At 73.8% G+C, this 24,174-nt stretch carries 23 protein-coding genes; 17 read left to right on the top strand and 6 right to left on the bottom strand.

From position 1 onward, the window contains the following. Positions 1–334: 334 nt before the first annotated feature. Complete coding sequence (locus KME66_RS01565) at positions 335–1,252, bottom strand: nitroreductase/quinone reductase family protein (protein ID WP_216318056.1); 918 nt, start codon at positions 1,250–1,252, stop codon at positions 335–337. A 494-nt stretch (positions 1,253–1,746) separates the two neighbouring features. Here KME66_RS01565 and KME66_RS01560 point away from each other — a divergent pair, with 494 nt between their 5' ends. Then, entirely contained in the window at positions 1,747–3,042 is a 1,296-nt protein-coding gene (locus KME66_RS01560; protein ID WP_216318054.1) for an alpha/beta fold hydrolase, read from the top strand. A gap of 90 nt (positions 3,043–3,132) precedes the next feature. Here the strand turns inward: KME66_RS01560 and KME66_RS01555 are convergent, their stop codons facing one another. Continuing rightward, positions 3,133–3,705, bottom strand: a complete 573-nt coding sequence (locus KME66_RS01555) for a rhodanese-like domain-containing protein (protein WP_216318052.1) — start codon at positions 3,703–3,705, stop codon at positions 3,133–3,135. A gap of 72 nt (positions 3,706–3,777) precedes the next feature. Here KME66_RS01555 and KME66_RS01550 point away from each other — a divergent pair, with 72 nt between their 5' ends. The 10 genes from KME66_RS01550 to KME66_RS01505 all read left to right on the top strand — a co-directional run bounded on the left by KME66_RS01550 (position 3,778) and on the right by KME66_RS01505 (position 13,898). Next, positions 3,778–4,512, top strand: a complete 735-nt coding sequence (locus KME66_RS01550) for a PIG-L deacetylase family protein (RefSeq protein ID WP_216318050.1) — start codon at positions 3,778–3,780, stop codon at positions 4,510–4,512. 116 nt (positions 4,513–4,628) lie between these two features. Continuing rightward, positions 4,629–5,228: a helix-turn-helix domain-containing protein gene (locus KME66_RS01545; protein ID WP_216318048.1), complete on the top strand. Its 600-nt coding sequence runs from the start codon at positions 4,629–4,631 to the stop codon at positions 5,226–5,228. 129 nt (positions 5,229–5,357) lie between these two features. Next, the gene (locus tag KME66_RS01540; RefSeq protein ID WP_216318046.1) at positions 5,358–6,323 is read left to right on the top strand and encodes an NADPH:quinone oxidoreductase family protein; all 966 of its coding nucleotides are present in this window, start codon (positions 5,358–5,360) and stop codon (positions 6,321–6,323) included. Further along, positions 6,320–7,513 carry an acyl-CoA dehydrogenase family protein gene (locus tag KME66_RS01535; RefSeq protein ID WP_216318044.1) on the top strand — a complete coding sequence of 398 codons (1,194 nt, stop codon included), beginning with the start codon at positions 6,320–6,322 and terminating at the stop codon, positions 7,511–7,513. Before KME66_RS01540 ends, KME66_RS01535 begins: the two co-directional genes overlap by 4 nt. Continuing rightward, positions 7,510–8,628 carry an acyl-CoA dehydrogenase family protein gene (locus KME66_RS01530; RefSeq protein WP_073223574.1) on the top strand — a complete coding sequence of 373 codons (1,119 nt, stop codon included), beginning with the start codon at positions 7,510–7,512 and terminating at the stop codon, positions 8,626–8,628. Before KME66_RS01535 ends, KME66_RS01530 begins: the two co-directional genes overlap by 4 nt. Positions 8,629–8,765: 137 nt before the next feature. Beyond that, positions 8,766–10,382 (top strand): ABC transporter substrate-binding protein, encoded by a 1,617-nt coding sequence (locus KME66_RS01525; protein WP_216318042.1) that lies wholly within the window; start codon positions 8,766–8,768, stop codon positions 10,380–10,382. 23 nt (positions 10,383–10,405) lie between these two features. Continuing rightward, entirely contained in the window at positions 10,406–11,371 is a 966-nt protein-coding gene (locus KME66_RS01520) for an ABC transporter permease (protein WP_216318040.1), read from the top strand. Then, positions 11,364–12,221 (top strand): ABC transporter permease, encoded by an 858-nt coding sequence (locus KME66_RS01515; protein WP_216318038.1) that lies wholly within the window; start codon positions 11,364–11,366, stop codon positions 12,219–12,221. Before KME66_RS01520 ends, KME66_RS01515 begins: the two co-directional genes overlap by 8 nt. A gap of 77 nt (positions 12,222–12,298) precedes the next feature. Next, a complete protein-coding gene (locus tag KME66_RS01510; protein ID WP_253208557.1) occupies positions 12,299–13,231 on the top strand; it encodes an ABC transporter ATP-binding protein in 933 nt (310 codons plus the stop codon). Then, complete coding sequence (locus KME66_RS01505) at positions 13,224–13,898, top strand: ABC transporter ATP-binding protein (protein WP_216318034.1); 675 nt, start codon at positions 13,224–13,226, stop codon at positions 13,896–13,898. Before KME66_RS01510 ends, KME66_RS01505 begins: the two co-directional genes overlap by 8 nt. Before the next feature lie 114 nt (positions 13,899–14,012). Here the strand turns inward: KME66_RS01505 and KME66_RS01500 are convergent, their stop codons facing one another. Genes KME66_RS01500 through KME66_RS01490 form a run of 3 tightly spaced genes read right to left on the bottom strand, consistent with a single transcriptional unit; the run spans position 14,013 to position 17,505 of the window. Next, positions 14,013–15,515 carry an aspartate aminotransferase family protein gene (locus KME66_RS01500; RefSeq protein ID WP_216318032.1) on the bottom strand — a complete coding sequence of 501 codons (1,503 nt, stop codon included), beginning with the start codon at positions 15,513–15,515 and terminating at the stop codon, positions 14,013–14,015. Beyond that, positions 15,512–16,879: an MFS transporter gene (locus KME66_RS01495; RefSeq protein ID WP_216318030.1), complete on the bottom strand. Its 1,368-nt coding sequence runs from the start codon at positions 16,877–16,879 to the stop codon at positions 15,512–15,514. Before KME66_RS01495 ends, KME66_RS01500 begins: the two co-directional genes overlap by 4 nt. Beyond that, entirely contained in the window at positions 16,876–17,505 is a 630-nt protein-coding gene (locus KME66_RS01490; RefSeq protein ID WP_216318028.1) for a TetR/AcrR family transcriptional regulator, read from the bottom strand. Before KME66_RS01490 ends, KME66_RS01495 begins: the two co-directional genes overlap by 4 nt. Positions 17,506–17,755: 250 nt before the next feature. Here KME66_RS01490 and KME66_RS01485 point away from each other — a divergent pair, with 250 nt between their 5' ends. After that, the gene (locus KME66_RS01485; protein ID WP_216318026.1) at positions 17,756–18,946 is read left to right on the top strand and encodes a PP2C family protein-serine/threonine phosphatase; all 1,191 of its coding nucleotides are present in this window, start codon (positions 17,756–17,758) and stop codon (positions 18,944–18,946) included. Positions 18,947–19,003: 57 nt separating this feature from the next. On the opposite strand, the gene bla is transcribed toward KME66_RS01485, so the two are convergent. Further along, a complete protein-coding gene (gene bla / locus KME66_RS01480; RefSeq protein ID WP_216318024.1) occupies positions 19,004–19,939 on the bottom strand; it encodes a class A beta-lactamase in 936 nt (311 codons plus the stop codon). A gap of 165 nt (positions 19,940–20,104) precedes the next feature. On the opposite strand from bla, the gene KME66_RS01475 reads away from it, so the two are divergent. The 5 genes from KME66_RS01475 to KME66_RS01455 all read left to right on the top strand — a co-directional run bounded on the left by KME66_RS01475 (position 20,105) and on the right by KME66_RS01455 (position 24,103). Continuing rightward, on the top strand, positions 20,105–21,007 hold the full coding sequence (locus tag KME66_RS01475; RefSeq protein WP_216318022.1) for a LysR family transcriptional regulator: 903 nt from the start codon (positions 20,105–20,107) through the stop codon (positions 21,005–21,007). After that, entirely contained in the window at positions 21,004–21,906 is a 903-nt protein-coding gene (locus tag KME66_RS01470) for a serine hydrolase (protein ID WP_073223553.1), read from the top strand. The genes KME66_RS01475 and KME66_RS01470 overlap by 4 nt, the downstream gene beginning before the upstream one ends. 167 nt (positions 21,907–22,073) lie before the next feature. Then, the gene (locus KME66_RS01465) at positions 22,074–22,943 is read left to right on the top strand and encodes a phosphatidylinositol-specific phospholipase C/glycerophosphodiester phosphodiesterase family protein (RefSeq protein WP_216318020.1); all 870 of its coding nucleotides are present in this window, start codon (positions 22,074–22,076) and stop codon (positions 22,941–22,943) included. Between the two features lie 118 nt (positions 22,944–23,061). Further along, the gene (locus KME66_RS01460; protein ID WP_073223548.1) at positions 23,062–23,256 is read left to right on the top strand and encodes a hypothetical protein; all 195 of its coding nucleotides are present in this window, start codon (positions 23,062–23,064) and stop codon (positions 23,254–23,256) included. Positions 23,257–23,362: 106 nt separating this feature from the next. After that, positions 23,363–24,103 (top strand): hypothetical protein, encoded by a 741-nt coding sequence (locus KME66_RS01455; protein ID WP_073223545.1) that lies wholly within the window; start codon positions 23,363–23,365, stop codon positions 24,101–24,103. Positions 24,104–24,174: the final 71 nt, after the last annotated feature.

Raw genomic sequence — 24,174 nt, 5'->3', positions numbered from 1 at the left:
TGCGTATACACGGAAGGTATAGTCGGCCGGTCGTGCAGGCCCGGATGTGTGGGGGTGGGGCGCCGCTCTTCATGAGCGGCGTACCGTCCTGTCGTCGATCAAGACGGCAGGCGGGTGCGGAGGGTTGCTCGGGTGGCCCAGACCGTTCCGGGCCGCCTCGCCCCTGTCCCGTTACGCCCCTCCGTGCACCTTCTTGCGCACATCGCGGCCCCGGTCGCGGTGACGGGCCACCCGCTGGCGGCGCCGTACCGGCAGGTCGCCGCCGCCCGTTCGTCGCCCGAACCGCTGCCGGAGGGGGGTGAACCCTCGCTCACCCCCCTCGAACGGGGCGTGCTCAGGCGGTCCTGGCGCCGGGCGCCGCAGGAGGCCAGGGAACCTCGGCCAGGAGCGGCAGGAGATGTTCCTCCTCGTAGTCGAGGTGGGCGGTCAGCTTGTCGGTCATCCGGGCCAGTTCGGAGCGGAACCGGTCCGGTTCCGCGACGGCCGCGTCGGCCAGCAGGGCGGCGAGGGCCGACTGGACGGCCCCGATGGCGCGGTGCTCGTGGCGCAGCCGGTCGAAGACGTCCCGCAGGTGGGGGTGGTGGTCCTCCATGGCGGGGAACATGTGCCCGTCCTCGGCCGTGTGGTGGAACTCCAGCGCCTGGCAGAACGCCAGACACCGCTGCCGGATCTGGAGCCCGAGGCCGGGGGAAGGCGGTTCGCCGCCGCCGCCCGTGCGGCCGGCCCGCGCCGCGAAGTGCGCCTCGGTCTCGTCGTGCACGTGGCGGAGTTGGCCGCGCAGCCAGGTGTGCACCTCCACCAGCTTGTCGGCGAGCGAGCGGACCGGGGGAGCCGCCGGGTCGGGACCGGGGAGTTCCAGCACGACGACCGGCAGCACCCGGTCGGTGGATTCCTGTTGGTCGGCGTATCCGGGCGCTTCGGCGACGACCCGGGCGAAGAGCTCGTCGCGTCGGGCTCCTTCGGCGGGTACGGCGAGGCAGTCGTACGTCCCACCGCCCAACTCGACGCGCACGGCGGGGTGGGCGAGGAGGTTGCGGTACCAGTCGGGATGGAGCGGCGCGCCGAGGCCGGAGGCCACGACGAGGAGCCGCCGGCCGTCGCGGACGTAGCCGAGCGGCGTGGTGTGCGGCTTCCCCGAGCGGGCGCCGGTGGTCGTGAGGAGGATGAGGTCGGTGCCCTCGAAGGGGCCGCCGACCGTGCCCGCGTTGGCGCGGAACTCGTCGATGACGGACTGCTGAAAGGTCTGGTGCATGGAGGTTCTGGGTCTCCCGGAGGAAAAGCGGGCAGCCGAAGGCCCGGTGGGGCGGAGTGCGGCCGCGAGGAGCCCGGGGCGGGAGCGTTCACCGACGGGATCGCTCACGCCCAGGAGCTCTCAGGGCGAGGTGCGCGACAAGGCGCTGCTGCTCAGAGGCAGGGGGCGATGAAGGAGCTCATGGCGTCATCCCTGGAAGAAGGTGCTTGCTTGATCGCCGGCCGGCCCAGATCTCCTTGGCCGACGTCACGCCGCACAGAAAGCATGAGAACCCGAGTCCCTCATCCCTGTCAACGCGGAAGCGGAGGAACACGGGGGCGGGCGCGCGGCGGGGGAAGGACAGAGGCGGGCAGGACAGAGGCGGGCAGGGTCCGGGCCAGGTGTTCCGGCAGGCGTCCGCTCTCCGGGCATGCCCCTGCGCCGGACCGATGCGGCCATGTGCTGGACTGGCGCTTTCGCCCGGATCGGCCGGCACCTCGGATTCAGGAGTTCTCGTGAGCAGTTACCGGCAGCCCGGCGTCGTCCTCACGGACCGCCGCTTCACCGTGCCCCTCGACCACGACGACCCCGGCGGGGAGCGGATCGAGGTCTACGGCCGGGAAGCGGTCGCAGCCTCCCGGGCCGACGAGGAACTGCCCTGGCTCGTCTACCTGGAGGGGGGACCCGGATTCGGCGCACGGCGGTTCGTCGGTACGGAGGCATGGCTCGGCCGTGCCCTGCGGGAGTTCCGGGTGCTCCTCCTCGACCAGCGGGGGACCGGCCTCTCCACCCCGGCCAACCGGCAGACCCTGCCGCTGCGCGGCGGCCCGCGCGAGCAGGCCGACTACCTCGCCCACTTCCGCTCCGACTCCATCGTCCGCGACTGCGAGCTGATCCGGCCGCAGCTCACCGGTGGAGCGCCCTGGACCGTCCTCGGCCAGTCCTTCGGCGGCTTCTGCGCCGTGCGCTATCTCTCCGCCGCCCCGGAAGGGCTGAAGGAGGTCCTGATCACCGGCGGGCTGCCCTCGCTGGACGCGCACGCCGACGACGTCTACCGGGCCGCGTACCCCCGCATCGAGCGGAAGGTGGCCGCCCACTACGCCCGCTACCCGCAGGACGTCGAACGCGCCCGCGCCATCGCCGCCCACCTCGCCGAGCACCGGCCCGAGAGCGCCGGACACCGGCTGACCCCCGAGGGCTTCCAGGCGCTCGGCATCATGCTGGGCTCCGGCAACGGCAGCCACCAGCTCCACCACCTGCTGGAGAACGCCTTCGTCCGCACCCCGCACGGCACCGAACTCTCCGACACCTTCCAGGAAGCGATGCGCACCGCCGGCTCCTTCGCCGGGCACCCGCTCTACGCCCTGCTGCACGAGGCCATCTACGGGCAGGGCGAGCGCGCCACGGGCTGGGCCGCCGAGCGCGTGCGGGGGGAGTTCCCGCAGTTCGACGCGGCGACCGCGCTGAAGGGCGACGGGCCGCTCCTCTTCACCGGCGAGACCATCCACCCCTGGCACTTCGACGTCGACCCCGCGCTGCGTCCGCTGCGCGAGACCGCCGAACTCCTCGCCCGGCGCACCGACTGGCCGGTGCTGTACGACCCCGAGCGGCTCGCCGCCAACGAGGTCCCGGTCGCGGCGGCCGTCTACCACGACGACATGTACGTCGACACGGCCGACTCCCTGCGCACGGCGGCGGCGATCCGGGGGCTGCGGACCTGGGTGACGAACGAGTACGAGCACGACGGGGTCCGCGCGGGCGGTCCCCGGGTCCTGGACCGGCTGCTGTCCCTGGTCCGCGACGAGGCCTGACCCGGCCCGCCGCGTCCCGTCCTTCGTGGTCCCGCTGGAGAGGCGCAGCCCCCGGGGCCGGCCGGTCGCGGACCGGCCGGCCCCGCCGGATCAGCGCTGGAGCTCCGCCAGCGTGGCGTCCAGGTCGCCGGCGGAGCGGGGGGCCCGGTTGTGCGGCAGCTTGGCGAGGACCGCGGTCATTCCGCAGGTGCCGCTCAGTGCCGAACAGACCAGCCCCACACCGACGCCCGCCGAGAGCCACCGCGCCGCCGGGTAGCGGATACCCGCCAGCAGCCCCGCCACCACCAGCGAGCCCGCCGCGAGGCGCACCTGGCGCTCCATGGCCCACGGGGTGCGCGCGCCCGCGGGGCGGTCCAGGCCACGCCCGTCGCCTTCCCAGGCCGACGTGCCGCCGCTCAGCGTCACGGCCTCGATGTCCGCGCCCGCGAGGATCTCGCAGGCCCGCGTGGACCGGACCCCGGAGGCGCACACCACCAGGAGCGAACCGCGCGCGGAGGCGGATTTGAGCGCGGGCAGCGTGTCCGGCAGCTTGTCGAGCGGGATGTTCAGGGCGCCGGGCACGTGCCCGGCGGCGTACTCGCCCGGAGCCCGTACGTCGATGACGGTGAACTCCTCCAGACGGGCCGCGGCCTGGGCGGGCGAGAGGGATGCGGGGGTGGGCACGAGGCAGGTCCTTTCGTTCGCCGGACTCCAGCCTCGCACGCCCGCCGCCGGAGCCGGAGGTAGCCTGCCGTTATGACGCCGCAGCGAATCGAACCCATGCCCGGCGACTGGCAGCGCGCCCTGGCCGTGGTCGCCCACCCCGACGACCTGGAGTACGGGGCGGCCGCCGCCGTGGCCGAGTGGACCGACGGCGGCCGCGAGGTCGTCTACCTCCTCGCCAGCCGCGGCGAGGCCGGGATCGACACCCTGCCGCCCGAGGAGTGCGCACCGGTGCGCGAGCGGGAGCAGCGGGCGAGCGCGGCCGTCGTCGGCGTCCGCACCGTGGAGTTCCTCGACCACCGTGACGGCGTCATCGAGTACGGCACCGGACTGCGCCGCGACATCGCGGCGGCCATCCGCCGCCACCGCCCTGAACTGGTCGTCACCCTCAACCACCGGGACACCTGGGGCGGCACCGCTTGGAACACCCCCGACCACCGCGCGGTCGGGCGGGCCACCCTGGACGCCGTCGCCGACGCGGGCAACCGGTGGATCTTCCCGGAACTCGGCGAACAGGGGCTCCAGCCGTGGGACGGGGTGCGCTGGACCGCCGTGGCGGGCAGCGACCGGCCCACCCACGCGGTCGACGCGACCGCCGGCCTCGAACGTTCGGTCCGGTCGCTCCTGGAACACCGTACGTACATCGAGGCGCTGACCCGGGAGGACCCGGAGCGGTACTGCCGGACCTTCCTCACGGGCATGGCCGAGGCCGCCGCCGAGCACTTCGGCGGCCGGCCCGCGGTCGCCTTCGAGGTCTTCGCCCGCTAGGACCTGACGTCGAGCTGTCACCCGACGGGCGAGGACGGGCCGGGCGGGAGAGGCGTGGCTCGGCTGTCCGGAGTTGACCGGTTGACAAAGCCGCTTGCCGATTCTGCAATGGGCCGATGAAGGAACACGACCGGGACGATCCGGAACTGGAGTCCGTCCTCTCCGGCGTCGGCCCCCGACTGCGCCGACTGCGCAAGGACCGCGGAGTCACCCTCGCCGCCCTGTCGGCCGCCACCGGCATCTCCGTCTCCACCCTCTCCAGGCTGGAGTCCGGCGGCCGTCGCCCCAGCCTCGAACTGATGCTGCCGATCGCCCGTGCCCACGAGGTGCCGCTCGACGACCTCGTGGGTGCGACGCCGGTCGGCGACCCCCGGGTGCGGGCGAAGCCGATCGTGCAGCACGGCCGGACCATGCTGCCGCTGACCGCCCGGCCGGGCGGCCTCCAGGCGTACAAGCTGATCCAGGAGCCGGGCAGCGGCGGGCCGCCGGAGCAGCGCACCCACGAGGGCTACGAGTGGCTGTTCGTGCTCTCCGGGAAGCTGCGGCTGCTGCTGGCCGAACACGATCTGGTGCTGGAGCCGGGGGAGGCGGCCGAGTTCGACACCCGGCTGCCGCACTGGTTCGGGGCGGCCGGGGACGAGCGGGTGGAGTTTCTCAGCCTCTTCGGTCCGCAGGGCGAGCGCATGCACGTACGGGCGAAGCCCAGGCGCGGCTGAGCACGCGGCGTCCCCGGGGGCCGGGACGGGGTGTTCCCAGATCGGCAAGCGACCGCTTAGTATGCGGCGCGGCAGTGGTAATGCCGACCGCTCGGGCGGTTGGAGCCGACAGTGTTGTGGAGGCCCCTCATGCAGGCATGGCGAGTGCACCGGAACGGCGAGCCGGGCGAGGTGATGCGGCTGGAGGAGACGGACCGGCCCACGCCCGGCGACGGGCAGGTGCTCGTCGAGGTCCGCGCGGCGAACGTCAACTTCCCCGACGCCCTGCTCTGCCGGGGGCAGTACCAGGTGCGGCCGCCGCTGCCGTTCACCCCGGGCGTCGAGGTCTGCGGCACCACCGAGGACGGGCGGCGGGTCCTCGCCACCCCGGCCCTGCCCCACGGAGGCTTCGCCGGCCACGTGGTCGCGGACGAGGCGGCCCTGCTGCCCGCCCCCGACGCCCTGGACGACGCCGAAGCGGCCGCCCTGCACATCGGCTACCAGACCGGCTGGTTCGGCCTGCACCGCCGCGCCCGCCTCCAGCCCGGCGAGACCCTCCTCGTCCACGCGGCGGCCGGCGGCGTCGGCAGCGCCGCCGTCCAGCTGGGCAGGGCCGCGGGCGCCAAGGTCATCGGCGTCGTCGGCGGCCCCGACAAGGCGGCCGTCGCCCGCGCGCTCGGCTGCGACCTGGTCATCGACCGGCGGAGCGAGGACATCGTCGCCGCCGTGAAGGAGGCCACCGGCGGGCGCGGCGCGGACGTCGTCTACGACCCGGTCGGCGGTGACGCGTACGCCAAGTCCACCAAGTGCGTCGCCTTCGAGGGGCGGATCCTCGTCGTCGGCTTCGCCAGCGGCGTCATCCCCACCCCGGCTCTCAACCACGCCCTGGTGAAGAACTACTCGGTCGTCGGACTGCACTGGGGCCTCTACACCACCAAGGACCCGGCCGCGGTCCGCACCTGCCACGAGGAACTGACCGAGCTCGCCGCGCAGGGCATCGTGAAACCCCTGGTCAGTGAGCGTGTCGCGATGGCCGACGCCGCCGAAGCCGTCCAGCGCGTCGCCGACGGCACCAGCACCGGCCGCATCGTCGTCCTGCCCGGAGGCGCCCGATGAGCCCCGCCGTGGACGCCGCGGACGTCCGCCGCCGCACCCGCGAGCTGCTCGCCGCGCACCCGCCGGCCACCACCGGCCGCACCGACTTCCTGAAGGCCCGCTTCGACGCAGGACTCGCCTGGGTCCACTACCCGGTGGGCCTGGGCGGGCTCGACGCGCCCCGCTCCCTCCAGCAGGTCGCCGACGCCGAACTCGCCGCCGCCGACGCGCCCGACAACGACCCGCGCCGCATCGGCATCGGCCTCGGCATGGCCGCGCCCACCCTCCTCGGCTTCGGCACCGACGAGCAGAAGCGCCGCTTCCTGCGCCCGCTGTGGGTCGGTGAGGAGGTCTGGTGCCAGCTGTTCAGCGAGCCGGGCGCCGGATCGGACCTCGCCGCCCTGGCGACCCGGGCCGTGCGGGACGAGACCGGCGACTGGATCGTCGACGGCCAGAAGGTCTGGACGTCCAGCGCCCACCTCGCCCGCTGGGCCATCCTCATCGCCCGCACCGACCCGGACGTCCCCAAGCACCGGGGCATCAGCTACTTCATCTGCGACATGACCGACCCCGGCGTCGAGGTCAGGCCGCTGCGCCAGATCACCGGCGAGGCCGAGTTCAACGAGGTCTTCCTCACCGGCGTACGCATCCCCGACAGCCACCGGCTCGGTCCGGTCGGCGACGGGTGGAAGGTCGCCCGGACCACCCTGATGAACGAGCGCGTCTCCATCGGCGGCTCCCGCATCCCCCGCGAGGGCGGCATGATCGGCCCGGTCGCGAGGACCTGGCGCGAACGCCCCGAGCTGCGCACCCCCGACACCCACCAGCGGCTGCTGACCCTCTGGGTCGAGGCCGAGGTCGCCCGGCTCACCGGCGAGCGGCTCCGCCAGCAACTCGTCGCGGGACAGCCCGGACCCGAGGGCTCGGGCATGAAGCTCGCCTTCGCCCGCCTCAACCAGCAGATCAGCGGCCTGGAGGTCGAACTCCTCGGTGACGAGGGCCTGCTGTACGGCGACTGGACCATGGTCCGCCCGGAGCTGGTCGACTTCACCGGACGGGACGCCGGCTACCGCTACCTGCGCTCGAAGGGCAACTCCATCGAGGGCGGCACCAGCGAGGTCCTGCTGAACATCGTGGCCGAACGCGTCCTCGGGCTGCCCGCCGAGCCCCGCAACGACAAGGACGTCGCCTGGAAGGACCTGAGCCGATGACCGCGCCCACCCAGCCCCCCGCCACCCCCGACCTGCTCTACTCGCAGGACGAGGAGGACCTCCGCTCCGCCGTGCGCGCCCTCCTCGCCGACCGGGCCGACGCGCCGACGGTGATCGCCGCCACCGAGTCCGACACGCCGTACGACCCCCTGCTGTGGTCCTCGCTGGCCGGCGACATCGGCGCGGCCGGACTCCTCGTCCCCGAGGAGCTCGGCGGCCAGGGCGCGTCCCACCGGGAGGCCGCCGTGGTCCTGGAGGAACTGGGCCGCAGTGTCGCCCCCGCCCCCTTCCTGACCAGCTCCGTCGTGGCCACCGAGACCCTGCTCGCGCTGGCCGGCGCGGACGGACCGGCCGCGGTGCTCCTCGGTGAACTGGCCTCCGGCGCCCGTACGGCCGTGCTCGCCGTGCCCTTCGCGACCGCGCCCGCCGCGGCGGGTCCGGTCCTCGCCGCGCTCGACGGCACGGTCCGGGGCATCGCGGACGCGGCCGCCGCCGACGTCCTGCTGGTCCCGACCGCCGAGGGGCTGTACGCCGTCGACACGGCGGGCCCGGGCGTCGCCGTCGAGGCGCTCGTCCCGCTCGACCTGACCCGCCCGCTGGCCGCCGTCACCCTGGCCGGGGCGACCGGGATCCGGCTCGCCGACGCGGACACCGGCGCCACCGCCGTGCGACGCGGACTGCTCGCCGGGGCCGGACTGCTCGCCTCCGAGCAGCTCGGGATCGCCGAGTGGTGTCTGACCGAGACCGTCCGCCACACCCGCGAACGCCACCAGTTCGACCGGCCGGTCGGATCGTTCCAGGCGCTCAAGCACCGGATGGCGCAGCTCTGGCTGGAGGTCGTCTCGGCCCGCGCCGCCGCCCGCAACGCAGCCGACGCGCTGGCCACCGGCAGCCCCGACGCCCCGCTGGCCGTCGCGGTGGCCCAGGCGTACTGCTCGGGCGTCGCCGTGCACGCCGCCGAGGAGTGCGTCCAGCTGCACGGCGGGATCGGCATGACCTGGGAGCACCCCGCGCACCTCTACCTCAAGCGCGCCAAGGCGGACTCCCTCGCCCACGGCACCGCGGGCAGCCACCGTCGGTCCGTCGCGGAGCTGGCGGAGCTTCCGGCGCCCTGAGAAGGCCTTCCGGTGCATCGGCCCTGGTACACCCCGTCCCGCCCTGTCGAGGCGGGGTGTACCAGGGCCTTTCGCGTGCTGTTTAATTGCATGCTGTTCGCAATAGCAGCCGATCTTCAACAGGGATGTGCACCGATATGACGGCCCGATCGATACGGGTGGCGGTCGCCGCCACACTGGCGACCGCCCTGTCCCTGACCGCGGCGGCCTGCTCGAACCCGGACAGCCCCACGAACGAATCCGGGTCCGGCTCCACCTCGGCCGTCGTCGGCATCGCCTACGAGCCCGACAGCCTGAGCCCGCTGCTCGGCTACGGCAAGGACGGCAACTCCAAGATCTTCGACGGGCTGCTCGCCCTGGACGCGGACATGAAGCTCCGCCCCGCCCTCGCCGTGGAACTCCCCGAGATCAGCGCCGACGGCCTGACGTACACGTACAAGCTGCGCCAGGGCGTGAAGTTCAGCGACGGCAAGGCGTTCGGCGCCGAGGACGTCGTCTTCACCTACCGCACCATCCTCGACGAGAAGACCAACAACCCCTCCCGCACCGAGCTGGACGCCGTCAAGGACGTCACGGCGAAGGGCGAGGACACGGTCGTCTTCACGCTCAAGTACCCCTACGCGCCGTTCGCCCAGCGGACCGTCCTGCCCATCGCCCCCGAGCACGTCGCGGGCAAGCAGGACGTCAACACCGGGGCCTTCACCACCAAGCCGATCGGCACCGGGCCCTACGTCCTCACCAAGTGGTCCAAGGGCGAGAAGCTCAGCTTCACCGCCAACCCCGACTACTGGGGCGGCGCACCCGAGGTGAAGAAGTTCACCATGGCGGTCATCAAGGACGACGACGTGCGCGCCACCCGGCTGCGCTCCGGCGACCTCGACGGCGCGATCCTGCCGCCCAACCTCGCCAAGGGCTTCGCCGACGACCAGGGCAAGAAGACCTACGCGGCGAACAGCTACGACTACCGCACGGTGACGCTCCCCACCAACAACAAGGTCGCGGGCGACACCGCCGTGCGCCGCGCCCTGGACGTGGCGGTCGACCGGCAGGCGATGGTCGACGCCATCCTCAACGGCAGCGGCAAGCCCGCCTACGGCCCCGTCCCCACCGACAGCGAGTGGTTCACGAAGGGCACCGAGCGCGAGCACGACCTCGCCGCCGCGAAGAAGATCCTGGACGAGGCCGGATGGAAGCCCGGCGAGGACGGCGTCCGCGTCAAGGACGGCGTGCGCGCCACCTTCCCCCTCTGGTACCTCAGCGGTGACAAGCTCCGCCAGGAGCACGCGCTGGCCTACGCCTCCGACGCCAAGAAGGCGGGCATCGACATCCGCACAGAGGCCGGCACCTGGGAGGTCATCGAGCCCCGCATGAAGCACGACGCCGTGCTCGCGGGCGGCGGCTCCCCGGCCGACCCCGACTTCGACCAGTACACCCTGCTCAAGTCGTCCCTCGCGGGCGACGGCTTCAACAACATGGCCTGGTACGACAACAAGGCCGTCGACGCCGCGATCGAGGCCGGGCGCAGGAGCGGGGACAAGGCCGAGCGGAAGAAGGCCTACGACACCGTCCAGCGCGAGCTGGTGAAGAACCCGGGCTACACCTTCCTCACCCACATCGACCACCTCTACGTCGTCGACGACCGCTTCGGCCCCCTCACCACCCAGGTCGAGCCGCACGACCACGGGCTGGCCTCCGGCCCCTGGTGGAACGTCGAGAAGTGGTCCGCCAAGAGCACCGGGGGCTCGGAGAAGTGAGCCGTCGCCTCCCCTGGGGGCCGATGGCACGGATGGCGGGACGGCGGGCCCTGTTCGCCGTCCCCGTCCTCGGCGTCGTCACCTTCGGCGTCTTCGCCGTCGCGGCCGCGTCCCCCTTCGACCCGGTCAAGGCCTACGCGGGCACGGCCGGGCTCACCGCATCGCAGGAGAACCTCGACCAGCTGCGGGCCAACCTCGGCGTCGACCAGCCGCTGGTGGCCCGCTGGTGGGACTGGCTGACCTCCGCCCTCCGGGGCGACCTCGGCGACTCCAGCGTGATGCGCCGGCCCGTCGCCGACGTCATCGCCGAACGCATGGGCTGGTCCGTCCTGCTCGCCGCCACCGCCTTCCTCGTCGCGATCCTGCTCGGCACCGGCCTCGGCGTCCTCGCCGCCCGCAGGCCCGGAGGCTGGCTCGACCGGTGCGTCAGCTCCGTCGCGTACACCCTGGAAGCCGCCCCCGCCTTCTGGCTCGGGCTGCTGGCCATCTGGTTCTTCGCCCTGAAGCTCGACGTCCTCCCCGCCGGCGGGCTCACCGACGCCGCCAGCGACGTCGTCACCTTCGGCCAGGTCGCCACCCACCTGGTGCTGCCCGCGGCGGTCCTCGGCATCTCCCAGCTGCCGTGGTTCTTCCTGTACGTCCGCCAAGGGGTCGCCGACGCGCTGGACGAGGACCCCGTCCGCGGCGCCCGCGCCCGGGGACTGAGCGAGCGCACCGTCCTCCTCGGCCACGCCCTGCGCTCCGGGATGCTGCCCATGCTCACCCTGATCGGCTCCCGCGTCCCCGAACTCATCACCGGCGCCCTGCTCGTCGAGACGGTCTTCAGCTGGCCGGGCATCGCCGCCGCCACCGTCCAGGCCGCCACCTCGGTGGACTTCTCCCTGCTCGCCGCGCTCACCGTGCTCGCCACCGCGGCCGTCCTGCTCGGCAACCTCCTCTCCGACCTCCTCTACGGACTCGCCGACCCCCGGGTGGCCTTCGATGGCTGAGACCGCACTCGCCCGGCCCGGACGCACCACCCGCCGCGTCCGGGTCGTCACCTCGGCGGTGATCGTCATCTCCGTCGCGCTCGCCGTCCTCGTCGTCCCGCCGCTGGCCCAGCTCGACCAGCAGGCCGTCGACCTGGCCAACAAGCTCGTGGCGCCGTCCCTCGCCCACCCCTTCGGCACCGACGACGTCGGCCGCGACCTCCTGCTGCGCTGCGTCTATGGGCTGCGCGTCTCCCTGCTCGTCGGCCTGGTCGCCGCCCTCACCGCCACCGTCATCGGCACCGCGATCGGTGCGCTCGCCGGGGCGTTCGGCGGCTGGACCGACCGGGTCGTGATGCGCGTCGTGGACGCCCTGTCCTCCATCCCGCACCTGCTGCTCGGCATCTTCATCGTCGCGATGTTCCGGCCCGGCGTCTGGCCGGTGATCGTCTCGGTCGCCCTGACGCACTGGATCTCCACCGCCCGGATCGTCCGCTCCGAGGTGCTCTCGCTGCGCTCGCGCCCCTTCATCGACGCGGCCGTCTCCGGCGGCGCGTCCCGCACCCGGGTCATCGTGCGCCACCTGCTGCCCGGCGTGCTGCCGCAGGCGGGCCTCGCGGCCGTGCTGATGGTGCCGCACGCCATGTGGCACGAGTCCGCGCTGTCCTTCCTCGGGCTGGGCCTCCCGTCCCACCAGGCGAGCCTCGGCAACCTCGTCCAGTCCGCGCGCGGCTCGCTGCTCGCGGGGGACTGGTGGCCCACCCTCTTCCCGGGCCTCTTCCTGATCATCCCGACCCTCGCGCTCGCGGGACTCGCCGGAGCCTGGCGCGACCGGATCAACCCGCGCCGGAAATCGGAGCTGATGCTGTGACCGCCGACCAGCACACCGCCTCGGCAGGCCGTGACGTTCCCGTCCTGGACGTCCGCGACCTCTCCGTCCGCTTCCGTATGCGCGGCGGCCGGGACATCGCCGCCGTGACCGGTGCCCGCTTCGCCGTCGCGCCGGGGGAGTGCCTCGCCCTGGTCGGCGAGAGCGGCTGCGGCAAGTCCGTGCTGGCCTCCGCCCTGCTCGGGCTGCTCCCCGCCAACGCGCGGACCACCGGCAGCGCGGTGCTCGGCGGCGACACGGACCTGCTCACCGCCGGCGAGCGCACCCTCGCCCGCACCGTACGGGGGCGGCGCATCGGCCTCGTACCGCAGAGCCCCGCCGCCCATCTGACCCCCGTGCGCACCGTCCGGGCGCAGCTGGAGGAGAGCCTGCGCGAGCTGACCGGGGCGCGGGGCGGTGAACTGCCGAAGGCCGTCGTGGCGGCAGCCGCCCGCGCCTCGTTCCCCGAGGGCCATCTCGACCGCTACCCGCACGAGCTCTCCGGCGGTCTCGCCCAGCGCGCCGCGACCGCCCTCGCCCTCATCGGCGACGCCCCGCTGCTGCTCGCCGACGAACCAACCACCGGACTCGACCGGGACCTCGTCGAGCGGACCGTGGACGAACTGCGCCGCCACACCGACGAGGGCCGGGCGCTCCTGATCATCACCCACGACCTGGCCGCCGCCGAACGCATCGCCGACCGGGTCGCCGTCATGTACGCGGGCCGCATCGTGGAGATCGCGGACGCCGGGACCTTCTTCGGCGCCCCCGGCCCCCGCCACCCGTACGCCAGGGGCCTGCTGGACGCACTGCCGGAGCGGGCATTCACCCCGATCCCCGGGATGCCGCCGGAGCTGGGCGCACTGCCCGAGGGCTGCGCCTTCGCCGACCGCTGCGCCTACGCCGACGCCCGCTGCACCGGCGAGCGCCCGCTCTTCACGGCGGGGCTGGCCTGCCACCACGGGCCCACCGGCCGGGCGTCCTCCCCGACGAAGGAGTCCGCCGGTGCTTGAGCTGACCCGGATCACCGCGGGGTACGACCGCCGCGACCCCGTCGTCCGCGACGTGTCCCTGCGCGTCGGAGCGGGCGAGGCGGTCGGGCTGCTGGGCCCCAGCGGCTGCGGCAAGTCCACCCTGGCCAAGGTCGCCGCCCTCCTGCACCGCCCCGACGGTGGAACCATGACCCTCGACGGCACGGTGGTACGCGGCTGGCGGCACCGCGCCCCGCGTGAGCGGCGCACCGCCGTCGGCGTCGTCTTCCAGCAGCCCCGGCTCTCCGCCGACCCCCGGCTCAGCCTGCGCGAACTGATCGCCCAGCCGCTGCGGTCCACCGGCCGCCGCCGGGACGTCCCCGAGCGGGTGGCGGAACTGGCCCCGCTGGTCGGCCTCTCCGACGAGCTGCTGGAGCGCCGGCCGCACGCGGTGAGCGACGGGCAGCTCCAGCGGGCCTGCCTGGCCCGCGCCCTGGTGCTGCGGCCCCGGCTGCTGATCTGCGACGAGATGACCGCGATGCTCGACGCGTCCACCACGGCCGCCCTGGTCGCCGTCGTCGAGCGCTACCGCGCGGAGTCCGGGGCGGCCCTGCTGGCCGTCGGCCACGACCGGGTGCTGCTGGAGCGCTGGTGCGACCGTACGGTCCGCTGGGAGGAGCGCGGCACCGCCGAGGCGCCGGCCGCGTGATCACCGTCCACCGACCCGCCGTGCCTCACCGCGCCTGCCGTACCGCTTCAGGGCACGGTTCCGGCCGCGGCCCGTGGCGGCCGAGCGGGTGCTGAGGCGGTCTCCCAGCGGCGTTCACCCGCCCAGGCAGGGGCTGTAGAGCGCGGACAGGAAGCGGGCCGCGACGGCCTCCCGGGTGCTCGGTGCGAGGGCGTCCAGCAGACGGTTGACCGGGGCCGTCGTCACGTCGTCGCCCGGGGTGAGGTCGATGCCCGCAGCGGGCAGGAGCGCGGCGAAGGAGGCGTTGTCCAGCTCGGACAGGTCCACCTGACGCAGCAGCTCGACGACGTCGGCGGGCGGCGTCGGAGGGCCAAGCGGACGGACCGCTTCGACGCACTCGCGCAGCACGGCGAGGAGGCCGTCGACGCCCGAACCGCTGACGCCGGTGAGCGTCAGGTGCAGGCTGGCCGGGATGCTGTCGAGGCTGAGCTGGGGCTGGAGGAAGTAGCCTTTGGCGCGGGCCTCGTCGGCGAGGGCGAACAGGTCGAGCGGGCGTGCGGCGGCGGGATCGGCGCCGATGGCCACGAGGGTGGAATCCGGCTCGCCGAGGACGACGAGGCCGTCGATGGCCTCGACTCCGGACATCAGGCGACGGGTCGCGGACAGGGCGGCGCGCCCCAGTTCCCGGTAACCGTCGGCGCCGAGTGCCTGCAGCGTGGCCCAGGCTCCGGCGAGCGGCCCGGCCCCTTTGCTGCTCTGCACGGTGGAGTTGACGACGATGTACCCGGGCCAGGCGGCACAGGCGTAGTAGGCGCGCAGCCGCATGGCCTCGTCCCGGAAGAGCAGCACCGAGGCGCCCTTCGGCGCGTAGCCGAACTTGTGCAGGTCGCACGAGAGCGAGGTGACGCCGGGAACGGACAGGTCGAAGGCGGGTACGGGCGCCCCGGCGTCGGCGAGCCAGGGCAGCAGCCAGCCGCCGACGCAGGCGTCGACATGACAGGGGATGCCCCGGGCCGCGGCATCGGCGGCCATCTCCGTGACCGGGTCGACGACACCGTGGGCGTAGGAGGGGGCGGAGGCGACGACGAGGACGGTGTTCTCGTTGCACAGGTCGGCGACCGCGGCGGGATCGGCGCGGTAGGACGTCGGGTCGACGGGTGCGCTGCGCACGGTGACCCGCAGATAGGCGCCCGCCTTGTGGAAGGCCGCGTGGGCCGTGACGGGGACGACGATCTCCGGCGCGAGGACGTCGGGGCGGGCGTCCCGGGCCGCCTTCACCGCGAGCATGATGGACTCGGTGCCGCCGCTGGTGAAGATTCCCGGTGTGGTGTCGTCGCCGCCGAGCCGGGTGGCCGTCGCGCCGACCACCTGGCGCTCCAGGGTGACGATGCTCGGGAACGCCGTCGGGTCGAGCCCGTTGACCTCCATCATCGCGACGTAGGCCCGTTCGGTGGTGTCCCGTACGTCGGCTCGGCCGCTGTCGTAGACGTACGCGGTGGTCCGGCCGCCCCGGGTCGGCAGGTCGGCGTCGGTGTGAGCCGCGAGTTCGCCGAGGAGGCCGACACCGGCGCGGCCCCTTTCGGGCAGACCCGGGTGGTGCACGGGCGGAGCGGCGGCGGCTTGCTGGTGGCTCGTCATCGAGGAGACTCCGTTTCTTGCGGGGCGCGGCGGCGGCCGTAGACGTGCAGGGCCGGCAGGGAGAGCAGCATGAGCAGGGCGGGGACCACGCTGAAGCCGAGCAGGATGCCGGTCTGCGCGGTGGCGGTCTGGGCGACCGGGTGGCCCGGGGTCGAGGAAGTGAAACCGGTCGCGGCCAGGGCGAGGGCGTACGCGCCGGGGCCGGCCGCCAGGCCGAAGGTCTCACCGGCCGTCCAGAGTCCGGTGAACGCGCCGGACTGGATCCGTCCGGTCCGGGCACTGTCCTCGTGCACGGTGTCCGGAAGCAGGGCGAGCGGCAGGACCTGAAGGGCCGCGAAGCAGACGCCGAGCAGCGCGCACAGGGCGAGCGTGGCCACGACGGACGCGGTGCCGCTCGTGATGCCGGCGGCCGGGAGGAGGGCCGCCGCGCCGAGGGCGTAGCCGCACGTCGCGAACGTGAGGCAGCGCAGCCGTCCCCAGCGTGCCGCACCCCTGGCCCACAGGGGGACGGCGAACGCGCTCGGCGCGACCAGACAGAGGAAGAGCACCGAGGTGAGGCTGTAGTCGCCGAGCCGGTGGGTGGCGACGTACGGTGCGGCGGCGAGCATGATCGCGACGGCCGCGGCCTGCAGGACGAACGACGCCAGGAGAGCGAAGAAGGGGCGGTTGCCGCGCGCGGTGCGGAACGCCGGTACGAGACCGAGAGGCTCCGGTCCCGGGCGCGAGCGCACCCAGCGGGTGCCGAGCGCCGGTACGAGCAGGACGACCGCGATGACCGCCCCCACGGTCACCGCCATCACCGCGTAACCGGTCCGGCCGTTCCCCGCGGCGCCGACCAGGGCGGGAGCGACACCGCCCGCGACCAGGATGCCCAGCGTCAGGAAGACGATCCGCCACACCGTGATGCAGGTGCGGACCGCGGGGTCACCGGACATCTCCGTGGGCAGGGCCACGTAGGGGACCTGGAAGAGGGAGTAGGCGCCGGCCGCCAGCACGAAGGTGACGGCCACCCAGATCGCCGCGCCCGTACCGGTCATGGGTGACAGGAACATGGCCGCGAACGCCGCGGGCAGGGCGAGGGCTCCGGCGACGAGCAGCCGGGTACGTCCGCCGGTGCGGACGGCCTCCCGGTCGCTGGCGGCGCCGACCCAGGGATTGACGAGCACGTCCCACGCCTTGGGCAGGGTGACGACCAGGCCGGCGACCCCGGCGGGAACGCCGAGCGCGTCGGTCATGAAATACAGCAGCAGGAGTCCGGGAACGGTGGAGAACAGGCCGGTGCCCACCGATCCGAGTCCGTAGACCACAAGGCGGCTGCGCGAGACCTCGTCGGTGAGGTCCGCCGGGCGCGCCGCGGTCGTCATCCGGCTTCCCGGCGGCCCGTCGCGCTGTCGAGTCCGAGTTCGCGCAGGGCGAGGCCGCGCAGGTGGGCCCGGAAGCGGGGCACCTCGGTGCGGACGGGGGAGCGGCAGAAGCCGTGCGTGCTCCAGAGCACGGTCCACACCGCCATCTCGACGTCGGCCCGGTCGGGCGGTCCGGCGAGCGCCTCGCCCACGGTGTCGCGGACCGCGTTGACGAGGGGACGGGTGTAGGACGCCTCCAGATCCCCGAACTCCGCGGCGTCGTCGAGCCACCGGCGCATCCACAGGGCGGGTACGTGCGGCTGTTCGAGGCAGAAGTCGAGGTAGCGGTCGACGAGTCCGGTGACCGCCGCGACCGGATCCCCGGACGACTGCGTGCGGAAGACCGACAGCGCGTCCTCCAGGAGACGCCGCTCGGCGAGGTGGGCACGGAGCATGACCTCGCGGTACAGGTCCGGCTTGCCGCCGACGTGGTAGGCGACGGTCGCCATGTTCAGTCCGGCCCCGGCGGCGATGCGCCGGGTGGAGGTGCCGTCGTATCCGTGGTCGGCGAAGAGTTCCGTGGCCACGGCGATGATGCGTTCCCGGCTGGCTTCGGCGGCTTGCGAGGCGGGTGGTGATGGGGACATGGCGGGGAGGCTAGCCATCTCCCCTCCATCAATCAAGCGATTGATGGAGGGGAGATGGTGCGGTGCCGCCGGGCCGGGCCCGTCCCCGGCAGCCACGCCGGACGCGGCCGCCGGGGACTCCTGACGCGAGGCGTCGGCTCTCCGGGGTGAAGTGAGAGAGGGGTGCAGCGAGCCGGGCATCCCGGTACGGCTGACCCGGGCAGGGCGCGGCGGCACGGTGCGCGGCCCGCCGGTGGCGAGACTGGGCGCCATGAGTGGATCTTCTGCGGGTGCCCCGGGCGAACGGAGTGCCTTCCGCTGGCTGACCGGCCGTCACGCGTCGAGGCTCCGTCTGCTGCGGGGGGACCGGTGGGGATGGCTGGTCCCCACCGTCTTTCTCGTGGTGGTGGTGGCTGTGCGGTACTGGAGGGACGTGCCGGGCAGCGGTGAGGACTGGCTGCTGATGGTTCCGCTGTTGGCGGCGGCGCTGTGTTCGCCCTGGGCGACAGCGGTCTTCGGCGGCCTCGCCCTGGTGGCGAGCCGGCTCTTCATCATGGCGGAGCCGGGGCCGAACCTGCGGCTGGAGAGACTCGCTCTGGGGGTCAGTGTGATTCTCCTGGCGGTGGTGGTCTCCTTCCTGCGATCGAGGAACCTGTCCGACCTGGCGCGTCTGCAGAACGCACTGCTCACGGCCCGGGAGGTGGTGGTCCGGCCCATTCCGCCCGGATGGGGCGGGGTGGACTCCTCGGCGGCCTATGTGCCCGCCGACGCCGGATCCCGGATGGGCGGCGACTTCTTCGACGTGCTGTCCACCCCGTACGGGGCGCGCGTGACCCTGGGCGACGTACAGGGCAAGGGGCTGGCCGCGCTGTCGACGGCCGGCGCCGTGGTGGGTGCGTTCCGGGAAGCCGGGTACCACGAGCAGGACATGGCCGTCGTGGCGGCTCGGATGGAGGACGGGCTCCGCCGCCACAACGCTCTGCTGGCCGCCGCCGATCCCGGGCACGAGCCGCGCCTGGCGACGGCGGTCGTCATCGCCTTCCGCGCCGACGGCACACACGTCGACTTCGTCAACTTCGGCCACGAAGGACCCCTCGTCCTCGGCCCTCGGGGGGTCCGCCGCCTGCCCGAGGAACAGAACCCCCCGCTCGGCCTGGCCGAACTCACCGGCGCGCGGCGGACGCAGATCAACCGCGTGCCACTGGACCCGGAGGAGACCGTGCTCCTGGTCACCGACGGAGTCACCGAAGCCCGCGACCGGAGCGGCGCCTTCTTCCCCCTCGTCCCCTGGGCCCAGTCCTTCCTCGGTACCGGCGGAGGCCGGAGCGCGAAACCGGACACGCTGCTCAACGCGTTGATGCAGGCTCTGGCCGGCCACACGGCGGGCCATCTCAGGGACGACGCCACCCTGCTCGCCGTCCGCCGTACGGTGCCGGGCACTCCCGCTCCCCGGCATCCGTAGGCCGCGTCGCCGGGAGCGCGAGCGGCGTCCGGGGGCACCGGCACGCCGTACGCCTCTTCAGGAGGACAGCGTGTCGACGACCACGGAGGCCGCTTCGGCGATCAGCCGGTCCTCCGGCTCCGCGTCCTTCGTGCCGCGGTGCGACAGGATGGCGATCACGATGGGTGCCGAGTCCGGCGGCCACACCACGGCGATGTCGTTGCGCGCCCCGTAGTAGCTGCCGGTCCCGGTCTTGTCACCCACGACCCATCCCTCGGGCACACCCGCCCTGATCACCGCGTCACCCGTGGTGTTGGTCCGCAGCCACGTCGTCAGCTGCGCCCGCTCGGGTGCGCGCAGGGCCTTGCCCAGGACGAACGCGCGCAGATCCCCGGCCAGCGCCCGGGGCGTGGAGGTGTCCCGCTGTTCACCGGGGACCCAGCGGCTCAGCTCCGGCTCCTCCCGGTCCATCCGCGTGACGTCGTCGCCGAGCTTCTCCAGCGATGCGTCCAGGCCCTCGGGACCGCCGACGTGGTCGAAGAGCAGGTTGGCCGCGGCGTTGTCGCTGTAGCGCACGGAGGCGTCGCACAACTCCTTCAGCGTCATGCCCGTGTCCACGTGCTTCTCCGTCACCGGAGAGTTGGCGACCAGGTCCTCGCGGGTGTACGTCACCCGCTTGTCCAGTCCGTCCAGCGAGTAGGTCTGGAGCACGACGGCGGCCTGGAGCGCCTTGAAGGTCGAGTTGTAGGCGAAGCGCGCCCGGTCGTTGTGGGTCACCTCGCGCCCGGTGCCGGTGTCGACGGCGTATACGCCCAGCCGCGCGTCGAACGTCCGCTCCAGCTCCTCGAAGTCGCCGGTGTACGGCTTCGCGGCGGTGGAGGCCGACGCGCTCGCGGCGGGCCCGGCGGAGGAGGGCGGCGCGGTGGAGCCGCCCTGCCCGCAGGCCGCCAGCGGTACGAGCGACAGCGCGGCGACCAGACCGGCGACCGCGGTCCTGACGCGGGGGTGATGCATCGGCGAAACCTCCTGGCGCTCCGGTCCGGAGCGCATCGGGGACGGGGCCGCACGGCCCGGCCCGCTGCGTGATCATGCCTGCCGGAGTCACTTTCGTCCCCGTCCCGTCATGCGGTCCAATACGCTCATGGGGGTTTCCATGCCGAAACCGCATAGGCTCGGGGTGTGGATCTGGTCGGAGCGTGTCGGGCGTTCGTGAGCGTCGGTGAGTACGGGGGCTTCACCGACGGGGCGGCCGCCGCGGGGATGTCCCAGTCGGTGGCGAGCCGACGGGTCGCGGCCCTGGAGGAGCGTTTCGGCGGGCAGTTGTTCGAGCGGACGTCGCGGCGGGCGGTGCTCACCCCGTTCGGGCGCGACATGCTGGCCGCCGCCCGGCGACTCGTCCGGGCCGCCGACGTCCTGCTGGAGGAGGCCGAAGCCGTCAAGCACAAGCCCTGGCGACTGGCCGTTCCCGCCGTCTGCCCCGCGTCCGCCCTGGCACGTCTGGTCGCCGAGGCACGGGGCCACGGCGTCCGGCTGGACCTCCGGGCCGCCGGACCGGCGCTGCGCAGGGAGCTGCTCCAGGCCCGGCAGGTGCGTGCCGCGCTGCTCGCCGTACCCGCGGAGGGGGCGTCCTGGTCCGTGCCCCTGGGGCTGGCCGGGGCACGCGACGAGGGGGTGCGGCGGATCTACGTCGAGACGCTGCGCCTCGGGCGGGGCGAGCCGGGGCCGGCCCGCCGTGTCTGGATCCAGCCGGAGGACGACGTACCGCATGTCCGTGATCCTCTGACGCGGCTGCGGGACGCGGTGGGCCTGCGACCCGCGCAGGTCCTCGTCGCACCGGACCTGACGGCCGCCGCGGCCGAGGTCCTCTGCTCCGACGACCTGCTGCTGTGCTCCCGGGCCCAGGCCGCGGAACTCGCCCTGGTCTGGCGACCCATCGGGGAGACGACCCCGCGCCGGGGCTACGCCCTCACGGTCGCGGCGGACGGCAGCCCCCTGCCCGTGGAAGCACGGCTGGGCGAGGCCGTCGCCCGCTGCCTGGGCGGGGACGACCCGGCCGGCGCCGGGGAAGGGAAGGCGGCATGAACACCGAGGCCCTGGTGCGGGACGTGCGTACCCGGCTGTCCGAGGGCGGTCTGCGCGCGTGCCTGCTGGTACGGGACCTGGACACGGGGGAGGAGCTGGGCATCGATCCGGACACGCACCTGCCGTCGGCCTCCCTGGTCAAGGTCCCGCTCGCGCTCGCCACGCTCGAACGCATCCGGCGCGGTGAGCTGGACGGCGCGGCCCTGCTGGACGTGGCGCCCGGCCGCGTGACCACGCCGGGCCCCACCGGCCTCAGCCGCTTCCGGCACCCCGCCAGGATCGCCGTCGACGACCTGCTGTACCTCAGCACCTGCCTGAGCGACGGGACGGCCGCCGACGCGCTGTTCGACCTCACGCCGCCCGCGCGGGTCGCCGGTCTCCTGCGGGAGGCCGACCTGCGCGGCATCACGGTCCGGCACCGCACGGAGGAGCTGTTCGACACGCCCGTGGAGCGTTTCGACGCCGACCAGGTGCACCTCGCCCACGCGCTGGCCATCGACGCGGGCACCAGCGGCCGCGGCCACCGGGTGCCGCAGCTCGACACGACCCGCGCCAACACCGGCAGCGCCCGCTCCTTCGTCGACCTCCTCCAGGCCCTGTGGACCCCGTCGAAGATCCATCCGGACGTGGCCGAACGGCTCCGCGACCTCATGGCCCACAACGTGCTGCGCCACCGGCTGACCCCGGACTTCAGCTCCGACGCGAGCCGGTGGTCCGCCAAGACGGGCACCCTGCTGAACCTGAGACACGAGATCGGTGTCGTGGAGCACGCCGACGGACAGACCTTCGCCGTCGCCGTGCTGACCGAATCGTCGGTCCCGGCGGGCGCGCAGCCGGGCGTCGACGGGCTGATGGCCGAAGCCGCCCGGCGCCTGCGCGACCACCTGAGACAGCTGTAGGAGTCCGGACGGCTTCAGGGGCCTCCCGCCGGCCGCGTCCGGCGGGCGGGGGACCGCTGAGGTGGCCACGGCGTGAAACATCGCCGAACACCTGTCAGGTACCTGACGGAACTGGTTCTCGCGCCCCCATACTCGACGCGACCCCGTCCGCCGCTCAGGGAGTCCCCATGGCCCACCTCACCCGTCGCCGCGCGCTCACCGTCGCCCTCGCCACCGCCGCCGCGGGCGTCGCCGTCCCCACCGCGACCGCGGTCGCCGCACCCGTCCGCCCGCGCCCGTTACGCCACGCGCACGCGCACAACGACTACCTGCACCCGCGCCCGCTGCACGACGCGCTCGCCCACGGGTTCACCAGCGTGGAGGCGGACGTGTTCCTCGTCGACGGGGAACTGCTCGTCGCCCACGAGCCCGCCACTCTCGACCCCACCCGCACGCTCGCCGCGCTCTACCTCGACCCGCTCGCCGCCCTGGTCCGCGCCGGGCACGGCAGCGTCCACCCGTACCACCGGGAACCGCTGCAACTCCTCATCGACATCAAGGCCGACGGCGTCGCCGCCTACCACGAGCTGGACCGGCAACTGCGCCGACACCACCGCATGCTCACCCGCCACCAGCACGGCCGCGTCGTCCCCAAGGCCGTCACCGCCGTCATCTCCGGCGACCGTGCCGCCCGCGCCCCCATGGAGGCGCAGCGCACCCGCCTCGCCTTCTACGACGGCCGCCTCGACGACCTCGGCACTCCGGCCCCCGCCTCCTTCGCCCCGCTCGTCAGCGCCAACTGGACCCAGAGCTTCAGCTGGCTCGGCGCGGGCCCCTTCCCCCGGGCCGAGCGCGACCGGCTCCGCGCCCTCGTCGCCACCGCCCATCGCGAGGGCCGCCGCATCCGCTTCTGGGCCACCCCGGACGCGGCGGGCCCCGAACGCGATGCGGTCTGGGCGGAACTGCTCGCCGCCGGGGTCGACCACCTCAACACCGACGACCTGGCGGGGCTCGAACGGTTCCTGCGGGCCCGGCGGGATGCCTCCTCGACGCCGTAACGCGCGGCCTTCCGGAAGTACCCGTTCGGCGGACACGCCAGTGCGCCGAACGGCGCCTCCGCTGCGCCACACTGGCGGCCGAAAAGCCGCACATCGGGCGCGGCGGAGGAGGTAGGGCATGGCCATCTCGATCTCACTGGTGCTGCTCCTGGTGATCCTGGCGGTGATCTTTCTGCGCAACGGCGGACTGAAGATCTCGCACGCCCTGGTCTGCCTCCTGCTGGGCTTCTTCCTGGCGGGTACGAGCATGGCGCCCACCATCCACGACGGCGTCGGGGCCACCGCCGACCTGGTCAGCAGCCTGCACCCCTGACAGGCTCCCCGCCGCCGGGTCCCGTACGGCTCCACCGCTGATCCCGTACGAGTCAGGGCGCGGGGGACCGTCCGCATCCGCGCCGGGCATCGCGCACAATGGGCAGATGTCTCTTCCGCCCTCCGGCCGGCACTCGGGCGCCGCCCACCACGAGTACTGCAACACCGCCCTGTGCTGCCGGTGCCAGATGCGGACCTGGACGACCAAGGCGGGCAGTGAACGGCTCTGCGGTCCGTGCGCGGCCTGCTGCCACGAGTGCGGCCGTGCCCCCGCGCCCCATCTGGACGGGCTCGACGGCGGGCTGTGCGCCGAGTGCCGCGGGCTGTGCGGCCGCTGCCACACCCCCCGGCGTCCCGACGGTTCCTGTTCCTGCGACCGCTGGCGGGAGAACGCCCGGAGCAACCCCCGCGGCTATGTCCTCCAGGCCCTGCCGCACCAGCTCCTCCAGGCCCTCGGAGGCAGGGTGCCCAGCACCGTCCACGACCTCATCCACCAGGAGATCGCCGTCCGCAGCGCCGCCCAGCTCCGCGAGCGCATCGAGCGGCGCTGGAACCTGCGGTGGGGCCACGCGCTGGGCGAGCTGGACGAGGACGGCCGCCGCCGGTGGAGCGCCCAGGACATCGCCGAGCAGCTCCTGCGCCCCGGCTCCTGCACCGACCCGCTCTGCGAGGACGGCCACCACCTCATGACCGACGCCCCCTGCGCCCACTGCCGGCAGCCGCTGCACCGCTTCGTCACCTCGGTCGCCGACCACACGGCGACCACGGAGCACGCACGCACCACCGCCGCGGAGATCCGCCGGGCCATGCGGGAGAACCGCTCCCGCCCGAAGCGCCCCCAGCCCTGAGCGGACCCGGGGCTGCCGCGACGGAGTGGTGGGCGAGCTGCCGCGACGCTGCTCCACGGAGGGGGAGATCA

The organism is Streptomyces sp. YPW6 (assembly GCF_018866325.1).
Lineage (GTDB): Bacteria > Actinomycetota > Actinomycetes > Streptomycetales > Streptomycetaceae > Streptomyces.
Note: the sequence above shows the minus strand (reverse complement) of the source record. Positions and strands in the feature narration are given on the sequence as shown.